14 protein-coding genes are annotated in these 16,281 nt (G+C 67.8%); 6 read left to right on the forward strand and 8 right to left on the reverse strand.

The features are described from left to right. The first annotated feature begins 7 nt into the window (after positions 1-7). A complete protein-coding gene (locus tag MHEC_RS19205; protein WP_048893260.1) occupies positions 8-2,416 on the forward strand; it encodes a glycoside hydrolase family 65 protein in 2,409 nt (802 codons plus the stop codon). On the opposite strand, the gene MHEC_RS19210 is transcribed toward MHEC_RS19205, so the two are convergent. Continuing rightward, positions 2,409-2,987 (reverse strand): TetR/AcrR family transcriptional regulator, encoded by a 579-nt coding sequence (locus tag MHEC_RS19210; protein WP_048893259.1) that lies wholly within the window; start codon positions 2,985-2,987, stop codon positions 2,409-2,411. The two genes, MHEC_RS19205 and MHEC_RS19210, sit on opposite strands and share 8 nt — an antisense overlap. Before the next feature lie 56 nt (positions 2,988-3,043). On the opposite strand from MHEC_RS19210, the gene MHEC_RS19215 reads away from it, so the two are divergent. After that, positions 3,044-3,940: a TauD/TfdA dioxygenase family protein gene (locus tag MHEC_RS19215; RefSeq protein WP_048893258.1), complete on the forward strand. Its 897-nt coding sequence runs from the start codon at positions 3,044-3,046 to the stop codon at positions 3,938-3,940. On the opposite strand, the gene MHEC_RS19220 is transcribed toward MHEC_RS19215, so the two are convergent. From MHEC_RS19220 to guaB, 3 genes are all read right to left on the reverse strand, one after another. Continuing rightward, on the reverse strand, positions 3,937-5,673 hold the full coding sequence (locus MHEC_RS19220) for a GMC family oxidoreductase (protein ID WP_048893257.1): 1,737 nt from the start codon (positions 5,671-5,673) through the stop codon (positions 3,937-3,939). The genes MHEC_RS19215 and MHEC_RS19220 overlap by 4 nt on opposite strands. An 83-nt stretch (positions 5,674-5,756) precedes the next feature. Beyond that, positions 5,757-6,884, reverse strand: coding sequence for a GuaB3 family IMP dehydrogenase-related protein (locus tag MHEC_RS19225; RefSeq protein WP_099868772.1), 1,128 nt, complete (start codon positions 6,882-6,884; stop codon positions 5,757-5,759). A gap of 20 nt (positions 6,885-6,904) precedes the next feature. Then, entirely contained in the window at positions 6,905-8,488 is a 1,584-nt protein-coding gene (gene guaB, locus MHEC_RS19230; protein ID WP_048893256.1) for an IMP dehydrogenase, read from the reverse strand. 307 nt (positions 8,489-8,795) lie between these two features. Between guaB and MHEC_RS19235 the strand changes: the two genes are divergently transcribed. Further along, a complete protein-coding gene (locus tag MHEC_RS19235) occupies positions 8,796-10,019 on the forward strand; it encodes an IS110 family RNA-guided transposase (protein ID WP_048893892.1) in 1,224 nt (407 codons plus the stop codon). A 133-nt stretch (positions 10,020-10,152) separates the two neighbouring features. Further along, on the forward strand, positions 10,153-10,566 hold the full coding sequence (locus tag MHEC_RS19240; protein ID WP_003919236.1) for a DUF5319 domain-containing protein: 414 nt from the start codon (positions 10,153-10,155) through the stop codon (positions 10,564-10,566). Positions 10,567-10,612: 46 nt separating this feature from the next. On the opposite strand, the gene MHEC_RS19245 is transcribed toward MHEC_RS19240, so the two are convergent. The 3 genes from MHEC_RS19245 to MHEC_RS19255 form a co-directional block, all read right to left on the reverse strand. Next, complete coding sequence (locus tag MHEC_RS19245; protein ID WP_071700513.1) at positions 10,613-11,617, reverse strand: anti-sigma-D factor RsdA; 1,005 nt, start codon at positions 11,615-11,617, stop codon at positions 10,613-10,615. Then, the gene (locus MHEC_RS19250; RefSeq protein WP_048890188.1) at positions 11,610-12,188 is read right to left on the reverse strand and encodes a sigma-70 family RNA polymerase sigma factor; all 579 of its coding nucleotides are present in this window, start codon (positions 12,186-12,188) and stop codon (positions 11,610-11,612) included. Before MHEC_RS19250 ends, MHEC_RS19245 begins: the two co-directional genes overlap by 8 nt. Positions 12,189-12,276: 88 nt before the next feature. Then, positions 12,277-13,095, reverse strand: coding sequence for a hypothetical protein (locus tag MHEC_RS19255; RefSeq protein ID WP_048890189.1), 819 nt, complete (start codon positions 13,093-13,095; stop codon positions 12,277-12,279). 339 nt (positions 13,096-13,434) lie between these two features. Here MHEC_RS19255 and MHEC_RS19260 point away from each other — a divergent pair, with 339 nt between their 5' ends. Beyond that, positions 13,435-13,734 carry a WhiB family transcriptional regulator gene (locus tag MHEC_RS19260; protein ID WP_048890190.1) on the forward strand — a complete coding sequence of 100 codons (300 nt, stop codon included), beginning with the start codon at positions 13,435-13,437 and terminating at the stop codon, positions 13,732-13,734. Positions 13,735-13,839: 105 nt separating this feature from the next. Next, entirely contained in the window at positions 13,840-14,490 is a 651-nt protein-coding gene (locus tag MHEC_RS19265; RefSeq protein WP_048890191.1) for a DUF1345 domain-containing protein, read from the forward strand. 109 nt (positions 14,491-14,599) lie between these two features. On the opposite strand, the gene groL is transcribed toward MHEC_RS19265, so the two are convergent. Further along, a complete protein-coding gene (groL, locus tag MHEC_RS19270) occupies positions 14,600-16,213 on the reverse strand; it encodes a chaperonin GroEL (RefSeq protein WP_048890192.1) in 1,614 nt (537 codons plus the stop codon). Between the last annotated feature and the right edge of the window lie 68 nt (positions 16,214-16,281).

Consider the following 16,281-nt stretch of genomic DNA (forward strand, 5'->3'; position numbering starts at 1 on the left):
AACGATCATGATTACTGAAGAAGCCTTTCCCGTCGAACCCTGGCAGGTCCGCGAAACCCGGCTGGACTTCAACCTGTTGGCACAGTCGGAATCGCTGTTCGCGCTGTCCAACGGGCACATCGGATTACGCGGCAACCTCGACGAAGGAGAGCCGCACGGCCTGCCGGGCACCTACCTCAACTCGTTCTACGAAGTCCGGCCCCTGCCCTACGCCGAGGCGGGGTACGGGTATCCGGAGGCCGGGCAGACCATCGTCGACGTCACCAACGGCAAAATCATCCGGCTGCTGGTCGACGACGAGCCGTTCGACGTCCGCTACGGCGAACTGATCGACCACGAGCGCACGCTCGACCTGCGCGCCGGCACACTGACCCGGATCGCGCACTGGCGCTCACCGGCGGGCAAGCAGGTGAAAGTGGTGTCGACCCGGCTGGTGTCGCTGGCCCAGCGCAGCGTGGCCGCCATCGAGTACGTGGTCGAGGCGATCGACGAATTCACCCGCGTCACCGTGCAATCCGAGCTTGTTGCCAACGAGGATCTGCCGCAGATGTCGGGCGATCCGCGGGTGGCGGCGGTGCTGGACAATCCGCTGGAGCCCGTCGAGCAGGACTCACGCGAATGTCGGGCGATGCTCATGCATCGCACCCGGGCCAGCGGCCTGATGATGTCGGCGGTGATGGACCACGAAATCGACGTGCCCGGACGCGTCGAGTTCGACACCGAAACACGTCCGGACCTGGCTCGCACCACGGTAATCTGCGGGCTTCGTCCCGGACAGAAACTGCGCATCGTCAAGTACCTGGCCTACGGGTGGTCGAGCCTGCGGTCGCGGCCCGCGCTGCGTGACCAGGCCGCGGCCGCGCTGACCGGCGCCCGCTACCACGGATGGCAGGGGCTGCTCGACGCCCAGCGCGAATACCTCGACAAGTTCTGGGACAGCGCCGACGTCGAGGTCGAAGGTGACCCGGTGATCCAGCAGGCGGTGCGATTCGGGCTCTTTCACATCCTGCAAGCCAGCGCGCGCGCCGAAGTGCGCGCCATCCCGGGCAAAGGACTGACCGGCACCGGGTATGACGGCCACGCCTTTTGGGACACCGAAGGATTCGTTCTTCCCGTGCTCACCTACACCGCGCCCCAAGCGGCGGCCGACGCCCTGCGCTGGCGGGCAGCCACCCTGGACCTGGCCCGCGAGCGGGCGGCCGTACTTGATCTGCAGGGCGCAGCGTTCCCGTGGCGAACCATCCGCGGCCAGGAGTGCTCGGGGTACTGGCCGGCCGGCACGGCGGCTTTTCACGTCAACGCCGACATCGCGGCGGCGTTCGAGCGCTACCGCATCGTCACCGGCGACGAGTCGTTGGAGGAAGAGTGCGGGCTGGAGGTGCTGATCGAAACCGCCCGGCTGTGGCGGTCGCTCGGACACCACGACCGGCACGGCGTCTGGCACCTCGACGGCGTCACCGGCCCGGACGAATACACCGCGGTCGTGCGTGACAACGTGTTCACCAATCTGATGGCGGCGCACAACCTGCGCGTGGCCGCCGAGGCGTGCGCCCGCCATCCGGAGAAGGCGCGCGCGATGGGGGTCAGCACCGAGGAAACCGCCGCCTGGCGCGACGCGGCCAACGCGGCGCACATCCCTTACGACGAGGAGCTGGGCGTGCACCAGCAGTGCGAGGGCTTCACGACGTTTGCCGAGTGGGACTTCGACAAGAACGCGACGTACCCGTTGCTGCTGCACGCGCCGTATGTGCGGCTCTACCCGGCGCAGGTGATCAAACAAGCCGACCTGGTGCTGGCGATGCAGTGGCAGAGCCACGCGTTCACGCCTGAACAGAAGGCCCGCAATGTCGACTATTACGAGCGGCGCACCGTGCGCGACTCGTCGCTGTCGGCATGCACCCAGGCGGTGATGTGCGCCGAGGTGGGCCACTTGGAGCTGGCTCACGACTACGCCTACGAGGCGGCGCTGATCGACCTGCGCGACCTGCACGCCAACACCCGCGACGGGCTGCACATGGCGTCGTTGGCCGGGGCCTGGACCGCGCTGGTCGGCGGCTTCGGGGGCCTGCGCGACGACGAGGGTATCCTCTCGCTCGACCCGCAGCTGCCCGACGCCATCGCCTGCCTGCGGTTCCGGTTGCGCTGGAGAGGATTTCGAGTCAGCGTGTGCGCCACCCACGAGGACGTCACCTACACCCTGCGCGACGGGCCCGGCGGTGAGCTGACGATCCGCCATGCCGGCGAAGAGCTCAAGCTCAGCACTGAAGCGCCTACGACCGTCCCGGTGCGGATCCGGGAGCCGTTGCTGCCGCCGCCGCAGCAGCCCCCAGGCCGCGAACCGGTGCACCGGCGCACGGTGGCGTCACGCAGACTTCAGGCCCAGCCCAGCTCGTCGGCCCGGGCAGCGGTCAGCTGACCGGCGGCGGCTCGACGATCCGGGCCACTTCGGCGGCCACCGCCTGCCGCAGCTGGTCGTCGGTCATCTCGTCGATACCCGCCGCGGATCGCAAGAACGGCTCGAATAACCGCCAACCCAGTTGCAGGGCAACCGCATTGGCGACAGCCAAACGCGCGCTGCGGTCGCTGCGGTGTCGCGGCCGCACCTGATCCAGCAGCTGCGAGACGCCGGGAAACCGGCGCTGCAACTGCCCGGCCGGATAGCCGTCGAGCAGGGCGCGGGCCATCACCCGCATATGCCGGTCGAACGCCCGCTCCACCTCGGTCGCCGGCGCACCGCTCTGCAGCAACGCGGTCGTCGTCATGCCCAGGTGATCGAGCACGGCGCCGACCAACTTCTCCTTGGTGCCGAAGTGGCGAAACACCAACCCGTGGTTCACCTTCGACCGAGCGGCGATGTCACGGATCGAGGTCGCGGCCGGACCCCGCTCGGCGAACAGGTCGGCCGCGGCCGCCAGGATCGCGGCCGCAACCTGTTCGCGCCCCACGGGCACCCGGCCTGGTTCACCCCTTGACACCGGCGTAGTCATACGACTACAGTAGCGTATGTAGTCAATTGACTACATACGCTACTCCGAGGGATCCGATGACCACTTCTTCGACAACCACGGTGACCAGGCTCGGCAGCCGCATCGGCGCGCGCCTCGACGGGGTGCGACTCGGCGGTGATCTCGACCCCGCCACGCTCGACACGATCCACCGGGCGCTGCTGAAGCACCGGGTGATCTTCTTCCGCGGCCAGCATCACCTCGACGACGACCAGCAGCTCGCGTTCGCCCGGCTGCTGGGCACCCCGATCGGGCACCCGGCCGCGAAGTATCTCGCCGTCGAGAACGCGCCCGTGATCACACCGATCAACTCCGAATACGGGAAGGCGACCCGCTGGCACACCGACGTCACATTTGTCGCGAACTACCCCGCGGCCTCGATCCTGCGAGCGGTCACGCTGCCAAGCTATGGCGGATCGACGTTGTGGGCCTCCACCGCGGCGGCCTATGAGGCGCTGCCCGAGCCGCTGAAGCGGCTCGCGGAAAACCTGTGGGCGCTGCACAGCAACCGCTACGACTACGTCGGTGCCGAAGCGCTGAGCGAGGGAGAGCGCGCGTTTCGGGAAGCGTTCGAAAAGCCGGACTTTCGCACCGAGCATCCGGTGGTGCGGGTGCATCCGGAGACCGGTGAACGGACCCTGGTTGCGGGCGATTTCGTGCGCGGCTTCGTCGGCTTCGACGAACATGAGTCGCATGTGCTGCTGGACTTGCTACAACGTCGAATCACCATGCCGGAGAACACGATCCGGTGGAATTGGGAGCCGGGTGACGTCGCTATCTGGGACAACCGCGCCACCCAGCACCGCGCCGTCGACGACTACGACGACCAGCCTCGGCTCATGCACCGGGTCACCCTGATGGGCGATGTGCCCGTCGACGTGCACGGCCAGCGCAGCCGCGTGATCGCCGGAGCGCCGCTTGCCGTGGCGGGCTAGCCCGCGGAGCTGACCGGTTCGATCGGCAACCAGCGCAGCGCGCCGGGCGCATCGGCCGGGACCACTGGATGCTCGGGTGGGACCGGCGCCAGCCGGCGATAGGGCTCGCCTTGGGCCGGCCGCAGATCCTTGTGTCCCTTGTTCGGCCACAGCGACACGGCGCGTTCGGCTTGCGCGGTGATCGAAAGTGACGGGTTGACACCGAGATTCGCCGAGATCGCAGCGCCGTCGTGCACCGAGAGCGTCGGGTAGCCATACACCCGCTGATACGGGTCGATGACCCCGTGCTCGGGACTGTCGCCAATCGCGGCGCCGCCCAGGAAGTGCGCAGTCAGCGGGATGTTGAACAGCTCCCCCCAGGTGCCGCCGGCGACGCCGCCGATCTTCTCGGCGATCCGCCGTGTCACCTTGTTGCCGATCGGGATCCACGACGGGTTGGGCTCGCCGTGCCCTTGCTTGCTGGAATACCGTCGGCGCCCGAACATTCCGCGTTTGGTAAACGTCGTGATCGAGTTGTCCAGGTGCTGCATGACTAGCGCGATCAACGTCCGTTCGCTCCACCGGTGAACGATGAGTAGCCGCAGGGTGCCGCGCGGGTCTTGGCGGGCGTTGTGGATGAACTGTCGCCAGCGCGGCATGTCGGTGCCCTCGGGGCCGGGGCCGTCGGTCATCAGCGTCTGCAGCAGCCCCATCGCGTTGGAGCCCTTGCCGTAGCGCACCGGCTCGATGTGGGTGTCGGGGGTGGGATGGATCGACGACGTGATCGCCACGCCGTGGGTGAGGTCGAGATCCGGCGACACGTCGAGCTTTCCGGCGCCGACGATGGATTCGGAATTGGTCCGGGTGAGCACGCCGAGACGGTCGGACAGCTTCGGCAGTTTGCCCTCGTCGCGCATCTTGAACAGCAGCCGCTGGGTGCCCCATGTCCCGGCGGCCAGCACCAGATACGTCGCGGTGAACGTTTTCTTCTGCTTGCGCACCCAGCGGCCGGTGCGCACGGTTTGCACCTGCCACACCCCGTCGGCCAGCTGCTCGAAGCCGACGACCGTCGTCATCGGAATCACTTGTGCACCAGCGCTTTCCGCCAGCCCGAGATAGTTCTTCACCAGGGTGTTTTTCGCGCCGTAGCGGCAGCCGGTCATGCAGCATCCGCATTCATGGCAGCCGACCCGCTCGGGCCCTACCCCGCCGAAGTAGGGATCGGGCACCCGCTGGCCCGGCGCCTTCTCGCCGTTCGGGCCGAAGAACACCCCGACCGGGGTGGGCACCCACGTGTCGCCGAAGCCCATCTCGTCGGCGACTTCCTTGACGATGCGGTCGGCGTCGGTGAACGTGGGGTTGCGCACCACGCCGAGCATGCGCTGCGCCTGCTCGTAGTGCGGCATCAGCTCCGCACGCCAGTCGGTGATGTGCGACCACTGCCGGTCGTTGAAGAACGGTTCCGGCGGCACGTACAGCGTGTTGGCGTAGTTCAGCGATCCGCCGCCCACGCCGGCGCCGGCCAGGATCATGACGTTGCGCAGCAGGTGAATGCGCTGGATGCCGTAGCAGCCCAGCTTGGGCGCCCACAGGAACTTGCGCAGGTTCCAGGAGGTCTTGGCGAACTCGTGGTCGGCGAACCGGCGACCGGCTTCGAGGACCCCGACGCGATACCCCTTCTCGGTCAGCCGAAGCGCGGTCACGCTGCCCCCGAAACCCGAACCGATGATCAGCACGTCGTAATCAGGCTCCACCGGCCCCAGCCTACGGCGAGCAGACGCAGAATCGCACAAAAGCGGCCGCGGTAACGCGATTCTGTGTCTGCTCGCGCGGAGAGTCAGCTGCTGACGGTCAGGCCGACCTTCTGGAATTCCTTGAGGTCGCAGTAGCCGGCCTTGGCCATCGACCGGCGCAGCCCGCCGACGAGGTTCAGCGAGCCGAACGGATCGTCCGACGGGCCGCCCAGCACCTTGCGTAACGGCGCCCGCTCGCCCACGGCGACCTGCAGCAGCGCCCCGCGTGGCAGCGACGGGTGCGCGGCCGCGGCCGGCCAGAACCAGCCGTCGCCGAGCGCTTCGGCGGCCTCGGCCAGCGGCGTACCGAGCACTACCGCGTCGGCACCGCAGGCGATGGCCTTGGCCAGGTCGCCCGAGGTGTGGATGTCGCCGTCGGCCAGCACGTGCACGTAGCGGCCACCGGTTTCGTCGAGGTATTCGCGGCGGGCGGCGGCGGCGTCGGCGATGGCGGTGGCCATCGGCACGCTGATGCCCAGCACCTCGTCGCTGGTGGTCACCCCCTGGGTGGAGCCGTAGCCGACGATGACGCCCGCCGCCCCGGTGCGCATCAGGTGCAGGGCGGTGCGGTGGTCGAGCACGCCACCGGCCACCACCGGCACGTCGAGCTCGGCGATGAAGGTTTTGAGGTTCAGCGGCTCGCCGTCGCTGGCTACTCGTTCGGCGGAGACAATCGTGCCCTGGATGACCAGCAGGTCGATCCCTGCGGCGATCAGGGCGGGGGTGAGCGCCTGAGCGTTTTGGGGGCTGACCCGCACCGCGGTGATCACCCCGGCCTCGCGGATACGGGCCACCGCGGCACCCAGCAGGTCGGGATCCAGCGGCGCGGCGTGCAGCTGCTGCAGCAGTCGAATGGCCGCCGCCGGTTCGGGTTCTTTCTCGGCGGCCTCGATGACTTGGGCGATCTTGGCCCGGTAGTCGGCGTGCCGGCCGATCAGTCCTTCGCCGTTGAGCACGCCCAGCCCGCCCAGCCGACCGAGCTCCACCGCGAACTCCGGGGACACCAGCGCGTCCGTCGGATGGGAGATGACGGGAATCTCGAACCGGTAGGCGTCGAGCTGCCAGGCTGTGGACACGTCTTTGGAGGAGCGGGTCCGCCGCGACGGCACGATGTTGACGTCATCGAGTTCATAAGTGCGCCGTGCCGTGCGGCCCATGCCGATCTCGACCATGTCACGCATGAACGGCCCGTTCACCGCACGTAGTAGTTCGGCGCTTCGACGGTCATCGTGATGTCGTGCGGGTGGCTTTCTTTCAGCCCCGCCGCGGTGATGCGGACGAACTGCGCATGCTGCAGCTGCTCGATGGTGGCCGACCCGGTGTAGCCCATCGCCGCGCGCAGGCCGCCGGTGAGCTGGTGGATCACGCTCGACAGCGGCCCGCGGAACGGCACCCGGCCCTCGATGCCCTCCGGCACCAGCTTGTCCTCGGAGAGCGCGTCGTCGGCGAAGTAGCGGTCCTTGGAGTACGACCTGCCTTCGCCCCTGCCCTGCATCGCGGCCAGCGACCCCATGCCGCGATAGCTTTTGTACTGCTTGCCGTTGACGAAGATCAGCTCACCGGGCGCCTCGGCGGTGCCGGCCAACAGCGATCCCAGCATCGCCGTCGACGCGCCCGCGGCCAGCGCCTTGGCGATGTCGCCGGAGTACTGCAGGCCGCCGTCGGCGATCACCGGCACGCCCGCCGGGGCGCAGGCCGCGACGGCTTCCAGGATCGCCGTGATCTGCGGCGCCCCGACACCGGCCACCACCCGGGTCGTGCAGATCGAGCCGGGGCCCACCCCGACCTTGACCGCGTCAGCGCCGGCCTCGACCAGCGCCGCGGCGGCCGCGCGGGTCGCGACGTTGCCGCCGACCACCTCGACCTTCTCCCCGACTTCGGCCTTGAGCTTGCCGACCATGTCGAGCACCAGCCGGTTGTGCGCGTGCGCGGTGTCGACGACCAGGACGTCGACGCCGGCGTCAACCAGCGTCATCGCGCGCGCCCAGGCGTCGTCGCCGACCCCGACCGCGGCGCCGACCAGCAGCCGGCCGTCGCTGTCCTTGGTGGCGTTCGGGTGCTGTTCGGTCTTGACGAAATCCTTGACGGTGATCAGCCCGGTCAGCCGCCCCTGGCCGTCGACAATCGGCAGCTTTTCGATCTTGTGGCGGCGCAACAGGCCCAGCGCCGCGTCGGCGGACACGCCCTCCTGGGCGGTGATCAGCGGAGCCTTCGTCATCACCTCCGAGACAGGCTTGGACTGGTCGACCTCGAAGCGCATGTCGCGGTTGGTGATGATGCCGACCAACCCGCCGCTGTCGTCGACCACCGGCAACCCGGAGATACGGAAGCGGGCGCACAGCGCGTCGACCTCGGCCAAGGTGTTGTCCGGTCGGCAGGTGACCGGATCGGTGACCATCCCGGCCTCGGATCGCTTGACGGTCTCGACCTGGCCGGCCTGTTCAGCGACCGGCAGGTTGCGGTGCAGCACGCCCATACCGCCTGCCCGGGCCATCGCGATGGCCATCCGTGACTCGGTGACCGTGTCCATCGCCGAGCTGACCAGTGGCACCTTCAACCGGATTTTCTTGGTGAGCTGGCTGGAGGTATCCGCATTGGCGGGCACCACGTCCGAGGCTGCGGGCAACAGCAGCACGTCGTCGAACGTCAGCCCCAGCATCGCCACCTTGTGGGGATCATCGCCACCGGTGGGGACCGCGTCGTCGGCCAGCCCACCGAGCCGGGCGTAGGGACTGGCGATCAGATCGGCGCTGCCTTCGTAGACGCCATGGGACATCGGTGAGGCCCTCCTCATGCGGAGTCAGAAGCCCATCCTAATGGGAACCGATCAGCGCGCCGTTGACTAGGTAATGGCCTGGATCGGGGAGGCTGGTCACCGAGCCGCCGGTAGGTGAGCACTGGCTCACCCGGGAGTGTGTTCGTCGATTCCTAGCGATAGATCGTGCCCCTGCCGGTTGGTGAGGGTCGCCTGTAGCGCTGATGGGGTGTCGTGCCGTTCGAGCACTGAATCCATTAGGTCGCCGCCGGGTGTCCCTTGGGCTCAATGGGAAACAGCAAGACTTCGGACAAAGGAGGCGATTTCACTGATCTTCATTGGAGACGACTGGGCCGAAGACCACCACGACATTTACCTGATGAACACCGACGGCGCTCGGCTGGCCTCGCGGCGACTGCCCGAAGGACTCGCCGGTATCCGCGGGTTCCACGAGCTGGTGGCCACCCACGCTGAAGAACCCGGCCACGTCGTGGTCGGCATCGAAACCGACCGCGGCTTATGGGTCGAGGCGCTGACCGCGGCCGGCTACCAGGTGTATGCGGTCAACCCGCTCGCAGTGGCCCGCTACCGCGACCGCCACCACGTCTCCGGGGCGAAATCTGATGCCGGCGACGCCAAGCTACTGGCCGATCTGGTGCGCACCGATCGGCACAATCACCGCATGGTCGCGGGTGACACCCCCATTGCCGAAGCGGTCAAGGTATTGGCACGCGGACACCAAAACCTGATCTGGGCCCGTATTCGACAGACCAACGCGCTGCGCAGCGCTTTGCGTGAGTATTACCCGGCGGCACTGGAGGCATTCGACGACCTGTCAGACCGTGATGCCCTTGCCATTTTGGGCCGCGCTCCAACTCCCGCTGAAGCCGCACATCTGAGCCTGTCAAAAATCCGTTCGGCCCTCAAAGCCGCTGGGCGCCAACGTAACCTCGACACCCGCGCCCAACAGATCGCAGCCCTGCTGCGCACCGAACAGCTCACCGCCCCCGCCGCGGTCACCGCAGCCTTCGGAGCGACCACCCGCGCCGCGGTGGGCATCATCGTCGAACTCAACTGCCAGATCGCCGAGCTCGAAACCGAACTGGCCGCACATTTTGAGAAACACCCGGACGCCGACATCTACCTCTCCCTGCCAGGACTCGGTGTTGTGCTCGGCGCCCGGGTGCTCGGTGAGTTCGGGGATGACCCGAACCGCTACACCGACGCCAAGTCTCGCAAGAACTACGCCGGAACGTCACCCTTGACCGTAGCCTCAGGCAAGAAACGCGCCGTGCTGGCCCGCCACGTTCGCAACCGCCGCCTGTATGACGCGATCGACCAATGGGCGTTCTGCGCCCTATCAACCAGCCCCGGCGCACGCTCCTACTACGACCATCGCCGCGCCGCAGGAGACCTGCACCACCAAGCACTACGCGCCCTGGGCAACCGCCTCGTCGGCATCCTCCACGGCTGCCTACGACACCGCACCATCTACAACGAACACAAGGCCTGGGCACACCGCCAAACCACCCACGACACCCAAGCCGCTTGACAACTTACGACCCTGGGATGTCTATCGGCTCAGTGTGAGCCCGGTGACGACGCGCGCCGGGGCGGCGTGACAGGTCGGTACCGCCCGGTGGTTCCGCTGGCGTGATGGTGGCCGGGCTGCGTAATGTGGAGACGTGCGCGACTATCTACCACCGGGTTTGCCGCCCGACCCGTTTGCCGACGACCCGTGCGACCCTTCGGCGGCGCTGGACGACGTCGAACCGGCCCAGCCGCTGGACCCGCAGGAGCGGATGGCGGTCGAAGCCGACCTGGCCGACCTGGCCGTATACGAGGCATTGTTGGCGCACAAGGGGATTCGTGGTCTCGTGGTCTGCTGTGACGAATGCCAGCAGGACCACTACCACGACTGGGACATGTTGCGCGCCAACTTGCTGCAGTTGCTCGTCGACGGCACTGTCCGCCCTCACGAGCCGGCCTACGACCCGGAACCGGACGCCTACGTCACCTGGGACTATTGCCGCGGATACGCCGACGCATCACTCAACGAGGCGACCTCCGACTCCGAGGGCTATCACGGGCGCCGCTGAGCCCGTCGGCCCAGCCGCAGTTCACGCTGCCCTGGCAGCCGTCCCGCTATCCGGTGCCGACCGGACTGCGCGGTGTTGACAGCGCCGCGCTGCTGACGGGCGGGCCCGGCGTGGTCTGCGCCGCCGTGTCGCCGGCTTTGGACAGGCTCGGGCTGGTCGCTGGGATCGCCGCCGTCGTTGTGGGGGTGACGCCGACGGCTTGCGAAGGTGATTGCACCGGAGCAGAACTCGTCGAGGTGCTTGCCCACGCGGCCTGCGGCGCCGGCGAGGACGGTGTGGACGGTGCGGCCGGGCTGCTGCTGATGGTGGTGCTTGTGGTCGCCTCGGTCGACGCGCTGGTGGCGCTGCCCGAGGTGGTCTCCGGCAGGGCTGACTCGGCCGTCGTCGACCCTCCCGAAGTGGAAGCCGAGCCGACCGACGAAACGGGCGCGGGGCCTGCGGGCGAGCCCGGCGGCACGGTGGCATTGGGATCGCGGCTGGCCACCTTGGCGTTGAGCTGATTGACCTCATCGAGTAGGCCCTGTTTGCGGGTGGAGTCGTTGACGCTTTGCACGGTGTCGCTGACGGCGGCCAACTTGCCTTGGGCCTGGTCCCATTGGCCTTGGGCAATCATCTGCTGAACCTTGGCCAATTCGCTCTTCGCGGCCAACTCCACCTCGTCGTCGTGGACCGACGGCGGCTCCCCGAACAGCATGGTGTGCACGCCGTAAAGTGCGTCGCCCGGATGAGCGGTTCCCACCAGGGCGCCAAACCCGCCGAGCGCCAACACCGCCGCGGCCACAGATCCGACCAACGCCAGCGCCCGGCGGGCGCGCTGGCGGGCCGCCAGCCCGTGCTGCAGCGCAGCGACGGCTTCCTGCTCCGAGACCAGCGCGCTTGCCGGCGGCCATCGCAGATCGTCGCGCCACTGCTCGAGCAGCTCAGCCAGCACCTCGTCGTCGTGATCCGCGACGTCGACCCGCTCCCGGGTGGCGAGCGCGTCGAGGAATCCGTCGCTGCGCGCGATCGCGTCCAGCGACGGCTGATCTGCGGCTGACCTGAAATCAGACATAATCACGCCCCGCTGCGACGATTTCGGACTTGAGCCGGGTCAGCGCCCGGTGCTGGGCCACTCGAACCGCTCCGGGGGTGCTGCCGACAGCGGTGGCGGTTTCCTCGGCGCTCAAACCCACGACGACACGCATGATGATGATCTCGCGCTGCTGGTCGGGCAGGACCTCAAGCAATTCGTTCATTCGGGTCACCGATTCCGCCTCGAGGGCCACCTGTTCGGGATCCGCGCCATCGGCGCAGCGTTCGGGCAGCTCGTCGGCGGGGTAGGCCAGATCGCGACTGGCCGCGCGGTGCGCGTCAGCAACCTTGTGTGCGGCGATGCCGTACACAAAGGCCAGAAACGGGCGTCCCTGGTCCCGGTAGCGCGGCAGCGCCGTGATGGCGGCCAAGCACACCTCCTGTGCCACGTCATCAGCCGAAAGACCGCCCCGCTCCGCGGTGCCGATCCGCGCGCGGCAGTATCGAACCACGATCGGCCGGATGGTCTCCAACACTTCCCGAAGCGCATCTCGATCTCCTGCCACGGCATCGGCAACGACAGCGTCGAGACGTTCTCCGTCAATTGTCATCGGCCGCGGTCTCTCCAACGTTACGAACCGGCCACATCCCGGTCTTGTTGCACGGCTCGACAATAATGGCCGATCGGCGCTTCAACCGTTAACGCTCGCGCCAGATCCCGCCGGCGCGGCGCACGTGTTCGGCGCACGCGTGCCGCAGACTGCGCAGTTGTTGCGTTGTGCGCCTGGCACTTCCGATATCGATCAGCAGGCAAGCCAGCGCCCAGCGCAACGGCACTAAACCCAACTGCGCGGCGGCATCCAGCGTGTCGTCGCCGAGCGCACGAGCCCGGTCGATGTCGCCGGCGCTGCACAGCGCGGCGGCCAACACCATGTCGCTTTTGACGCGGTGCCGCGCGGATATGGCCTGCGCCAGTTCGACGGCCTGCTCGGCATGACGCACCGCGCGGCGGCCTTCACCGTGGGCCATTGCCAGCTCGGCGGCCACCCACGCCCGGCGCACGGCCGGGCGCTGCGCCCCGGGCCCGCCGGCGGCCAGCGCCTTGTCGGCCCGGCGCAGCAATGTGTCGGCGGCGGCGAACCGGCGCACCCCGAGGGCGTCGGCGGCCAGCCCAATCAGCGCGTCGCCAGCAGCCTCGGCGTCGTCGCCGGCCAGCGCCAACGCTGCGCCGTCCCACCGGCGCGCTCGCGCATGCCAGCCGAGCTGACGCAGGAACGAGCCCCGGGTGCTGTGCGCCAGCGAGGCCAGCCGTCCCGCTGTTGTGGTGCGCAGCAGCGGCGCCAAGTCGCTCAGGGCGCTGCCGTAGCGACCCTGCCCGCCGGCTGCGACCGCGCGCAGCCAGCGTTGGTAAGGTGTGGTCGCCGACGGCAGCGGCCAACAGCCCGGCCGGTCACCGAATGCGGCGGCGCTCAGAGTCGATTCAGTCAATAGACGGCGTTCGGTATTCGCGGGGCACATTAGTTAAAAGTTTGTGGTTTCTCAGTTACCGCAATATTAACCACCGCATACCGGTCGCCTTATTAACGTGCACGCGCCACCGGGTAGAAACTGAAATACCAGCATCGGCGACCTCGCATTAGCATGCTCGGTACGGATACTGCATCACAGGGATGAACGTGAAGTAAATTCTCAACCTGCGGTTACGCATTCGATGAGCCGGGTCTGTGTTGACTGAAATTCGGCGCCGCCCCTACTTTATTGCTGACGAGTAGTCATCGCCGACTCCGCTCGAATCAGTTACATGGCCCAAGCGCTGGTTGTACTCGCTTGCCCATGGACGTGTAGAGAGGGAATTAAATGCCGCAGCCGGAGCAGCTACCTGGACCAAACGCCGATATCTGGGATTGGCAACTGCGCGGCCTGTGCCGGGGTGTCGACTCGTCGGTGTTCTTCCATCCCGACGGCGAGCGTGGCCGGGCCCGTCTGCAACGCGAGCGTCGGGCCAAGGAGATGTGCCGACGCTGCCCGGTGATCCAGCAGTGCCGCGATCACGCTCTGGCGGTCGCTGAACCGTATGGCATCTGGGGCGGGCTGTCGGAGACCGAGCGCGACATGTTGCTCAAACGCGATCTGGGCCGCGCCCGCCGCAGCGCCTAATCCCGGCGCCGCCGCTCCCGGGCCACCACGGGGCGACCACGCCCGACGTCCGGGACGTGTGTGGCCGTTGGCACATGGCTGTGCGCTCGTGCTTAGGTCGGGATTGTGAGATCCCTCGTTACGTTGTCCCGCGAGACGGTCGCGGTTCGGCTCGTGGTCGCCGCCGCGCTCGGCGTCGCCGTCGCTGTCGCGGTGGGTGACACGGTCGGCTGGCGATTCGCGATCGTCGGCTGGGTCGTTACCTCCGCCGTCTATGTGGTCTGGACGCGGCTCGTCCTGGCCGGAATGGATGCCGATCAAACCCGCGAATACGTGACCAAGGAGGACCCCACCCGGTGGGTGGCCGACGCGGTCATCGTCTCGGCAAGCGTCGCGAGCCTGGGCGGGGTCGGTTACGTGGTAGCCGCCGCATCGCGCTCAGGCCCGGGAGCCGTCGAGGCCGCCATGGTCGGTCTGCTCACCGTCGCGGCATCCTGGTTCGCCGTGCACACGTTGTTCACCGTGCACTACGCACGGCTCTACTACTCGGGCGAGCCGGGCGGAATCAACTTCCACGACCCCGAGCGACCCTGCTTCCGGGACTTCGCGTACGTGGCCTTCACCGTGGGCATGACGTTTCAGGTGTCGGACACCGAGATCGGGTTGACGTCCATCCGGGCGACGGTGTTGCGGCACGCGCTGCTGTCCTACCTCCTTGGCGCGGTCGTCTTGGCGGTCACCATCAACCTGATCGCGGGACTGGGTGCCAAGTTGTGATCGAGTCGGCACCGCCGCGCCGAGGCTGAAAACTTTTATCGGGCAGGACTTTCCCTTCAAAGCATGAGCCCCCCGGTCGGCGAGGCCGGGGCCGTGCCGGGGGGTGGTTTTAGTGCGCGTGGCCGTGCTCGTCGTGCTCGGCTTGTTCTTCGGGCTTTTCTACAACAGCCGTCTCGGTGGTCAGCACCATCCGGGCCACCGACGCCGCGTTGAGCACCGCCGACCGGGTGACCTTCACCGGGTCGATGACCCCCTCGGCTGCCAGGTCGCCGAAGGTCAGCGTCTCGGCGTTCAAGCCGTGCCCGGCCGGCAGCTGAGCGACCTTGTTCACCACGACCGAGCCATCCAGCCCGGCGTTGGCAGCGATCCAGTGCAGCGGCGCGCTGAGCGCTTCGGAGAACACGTCGACACCGAGAACCTCGTCGCCGCTGAGCGACGCACGCAGTTTTGTGAGCGCCTCGCGGGCCGCCAACAGCGAGACCCCGCCCCCCGGCACGATGCCCTCCTCGACGGCGGCCTTGGCGGCGGCGACGGCGTCCTCGACGCTTTCCTTGCGCTCCTTCAGCGCGGTTTCGGTCGCCGCACCAACCTTGATGACGGCAACCCCGCCGGCCAGCTTGGCCAGTCGCTCCTCGAGTTTCTCGCGGTCCCAATCGGAATCGGTCGTCTCGATCTCGGCGCGCAGTTGCTTGGCACGCTCGGCAATAGCTTCAGCACTGCCGCCACCGTCGACGATCACGGTGTCGTCCTTGGTGACCACGATGCGCCGCGCGGTGCCCAACACGTCCAGCCCGACCTCGCGCAGCAGCAGTCCGACATCGGGGTCGACCACCTGGCCGCCGGTGACCACGGCAAGGTCCTGCAGGAACGCCTTGCGGCGGTCGCCGAAGTACGGCGCCTTGACCGCGACCGTCTTCAACGTCTTACGGATGGCGTTGACCACCAACGTCGCCAGCGCCTCCCCTTCGACGTCCTCGGCGATGACCAGCAGCGGTTTGCCGGTTTCGGCGACCTTCTCCAACAGCGGCAGCAGATCCGGCAGCGAGCTGATCTTTTCCCGGTGCAGCAGGATCAGCGCGTCCTCGAGCACGGCCTGCTGCGCATCGAAGTCGGTGACGAAGTACGCCGAGATGAATCCCTTGTCGAACCCGACACCCTCGGTGAACTCCAGCTCGGTGGACAGCGTCGACGATTCTTCGACCGTGACCACCCCGTCGTGGCCCACCTTGGTCATTGCCTCGCCAACCAATTCGCCGATCTGCTCGTCGCGCGACGACACCGTGGCAACCTGCGCGATCGCGGTTTTGCCGGATACCGGGGTGGCGGCCGCCAGCAATGCCTCCGACACCGCGTCGGCGGCCTTGCTGATCCCCGAGCCCAGCGCGATCGGGTTGGCGCCGGCGGCCACCAGCCGCAGGCCCCCTTTGATCACCGCTTGCGCGAGCACGGTCGCGGTGGTCGTGCCGTCGCCGGCCACGTCGTTGGTCTTGGTGGCCACTGACTTCACCAGCTGGGCGCCCAGGTTCTCGAACGGGTCTTCCAGGTCGATGTCGCGGGCCACGGTGACGCCGTCGTTCGTGACGGTCGGCCCACCAAATGCCTTGGCCAACACGACATGGCGGCCGCGCGGCCCCAGCGTCACCCGTACCGTGTCGGCGAGCTTGTCGACACCGGTTTCGATGTCGCGGCGCGCGATTTCGTCGTACTCAAGCAGTTTGCTCATGGCTCAATTCCTGTCCCGACGCAGGGGTAGCCGCCCCGGAAATCGCCCGCGGGCACCGCGGGGATCGC

Source organism: Mycobacterium heckeshornense, assembly GCF_016592155.1.
GTDB classification, from domain to species: Bacteria; Actinomycetota; Actinomycetes; order Mycobacteriales; family Mycobacteriaceae; genus Mycobacterium; species Mycobacterium heckeshornense.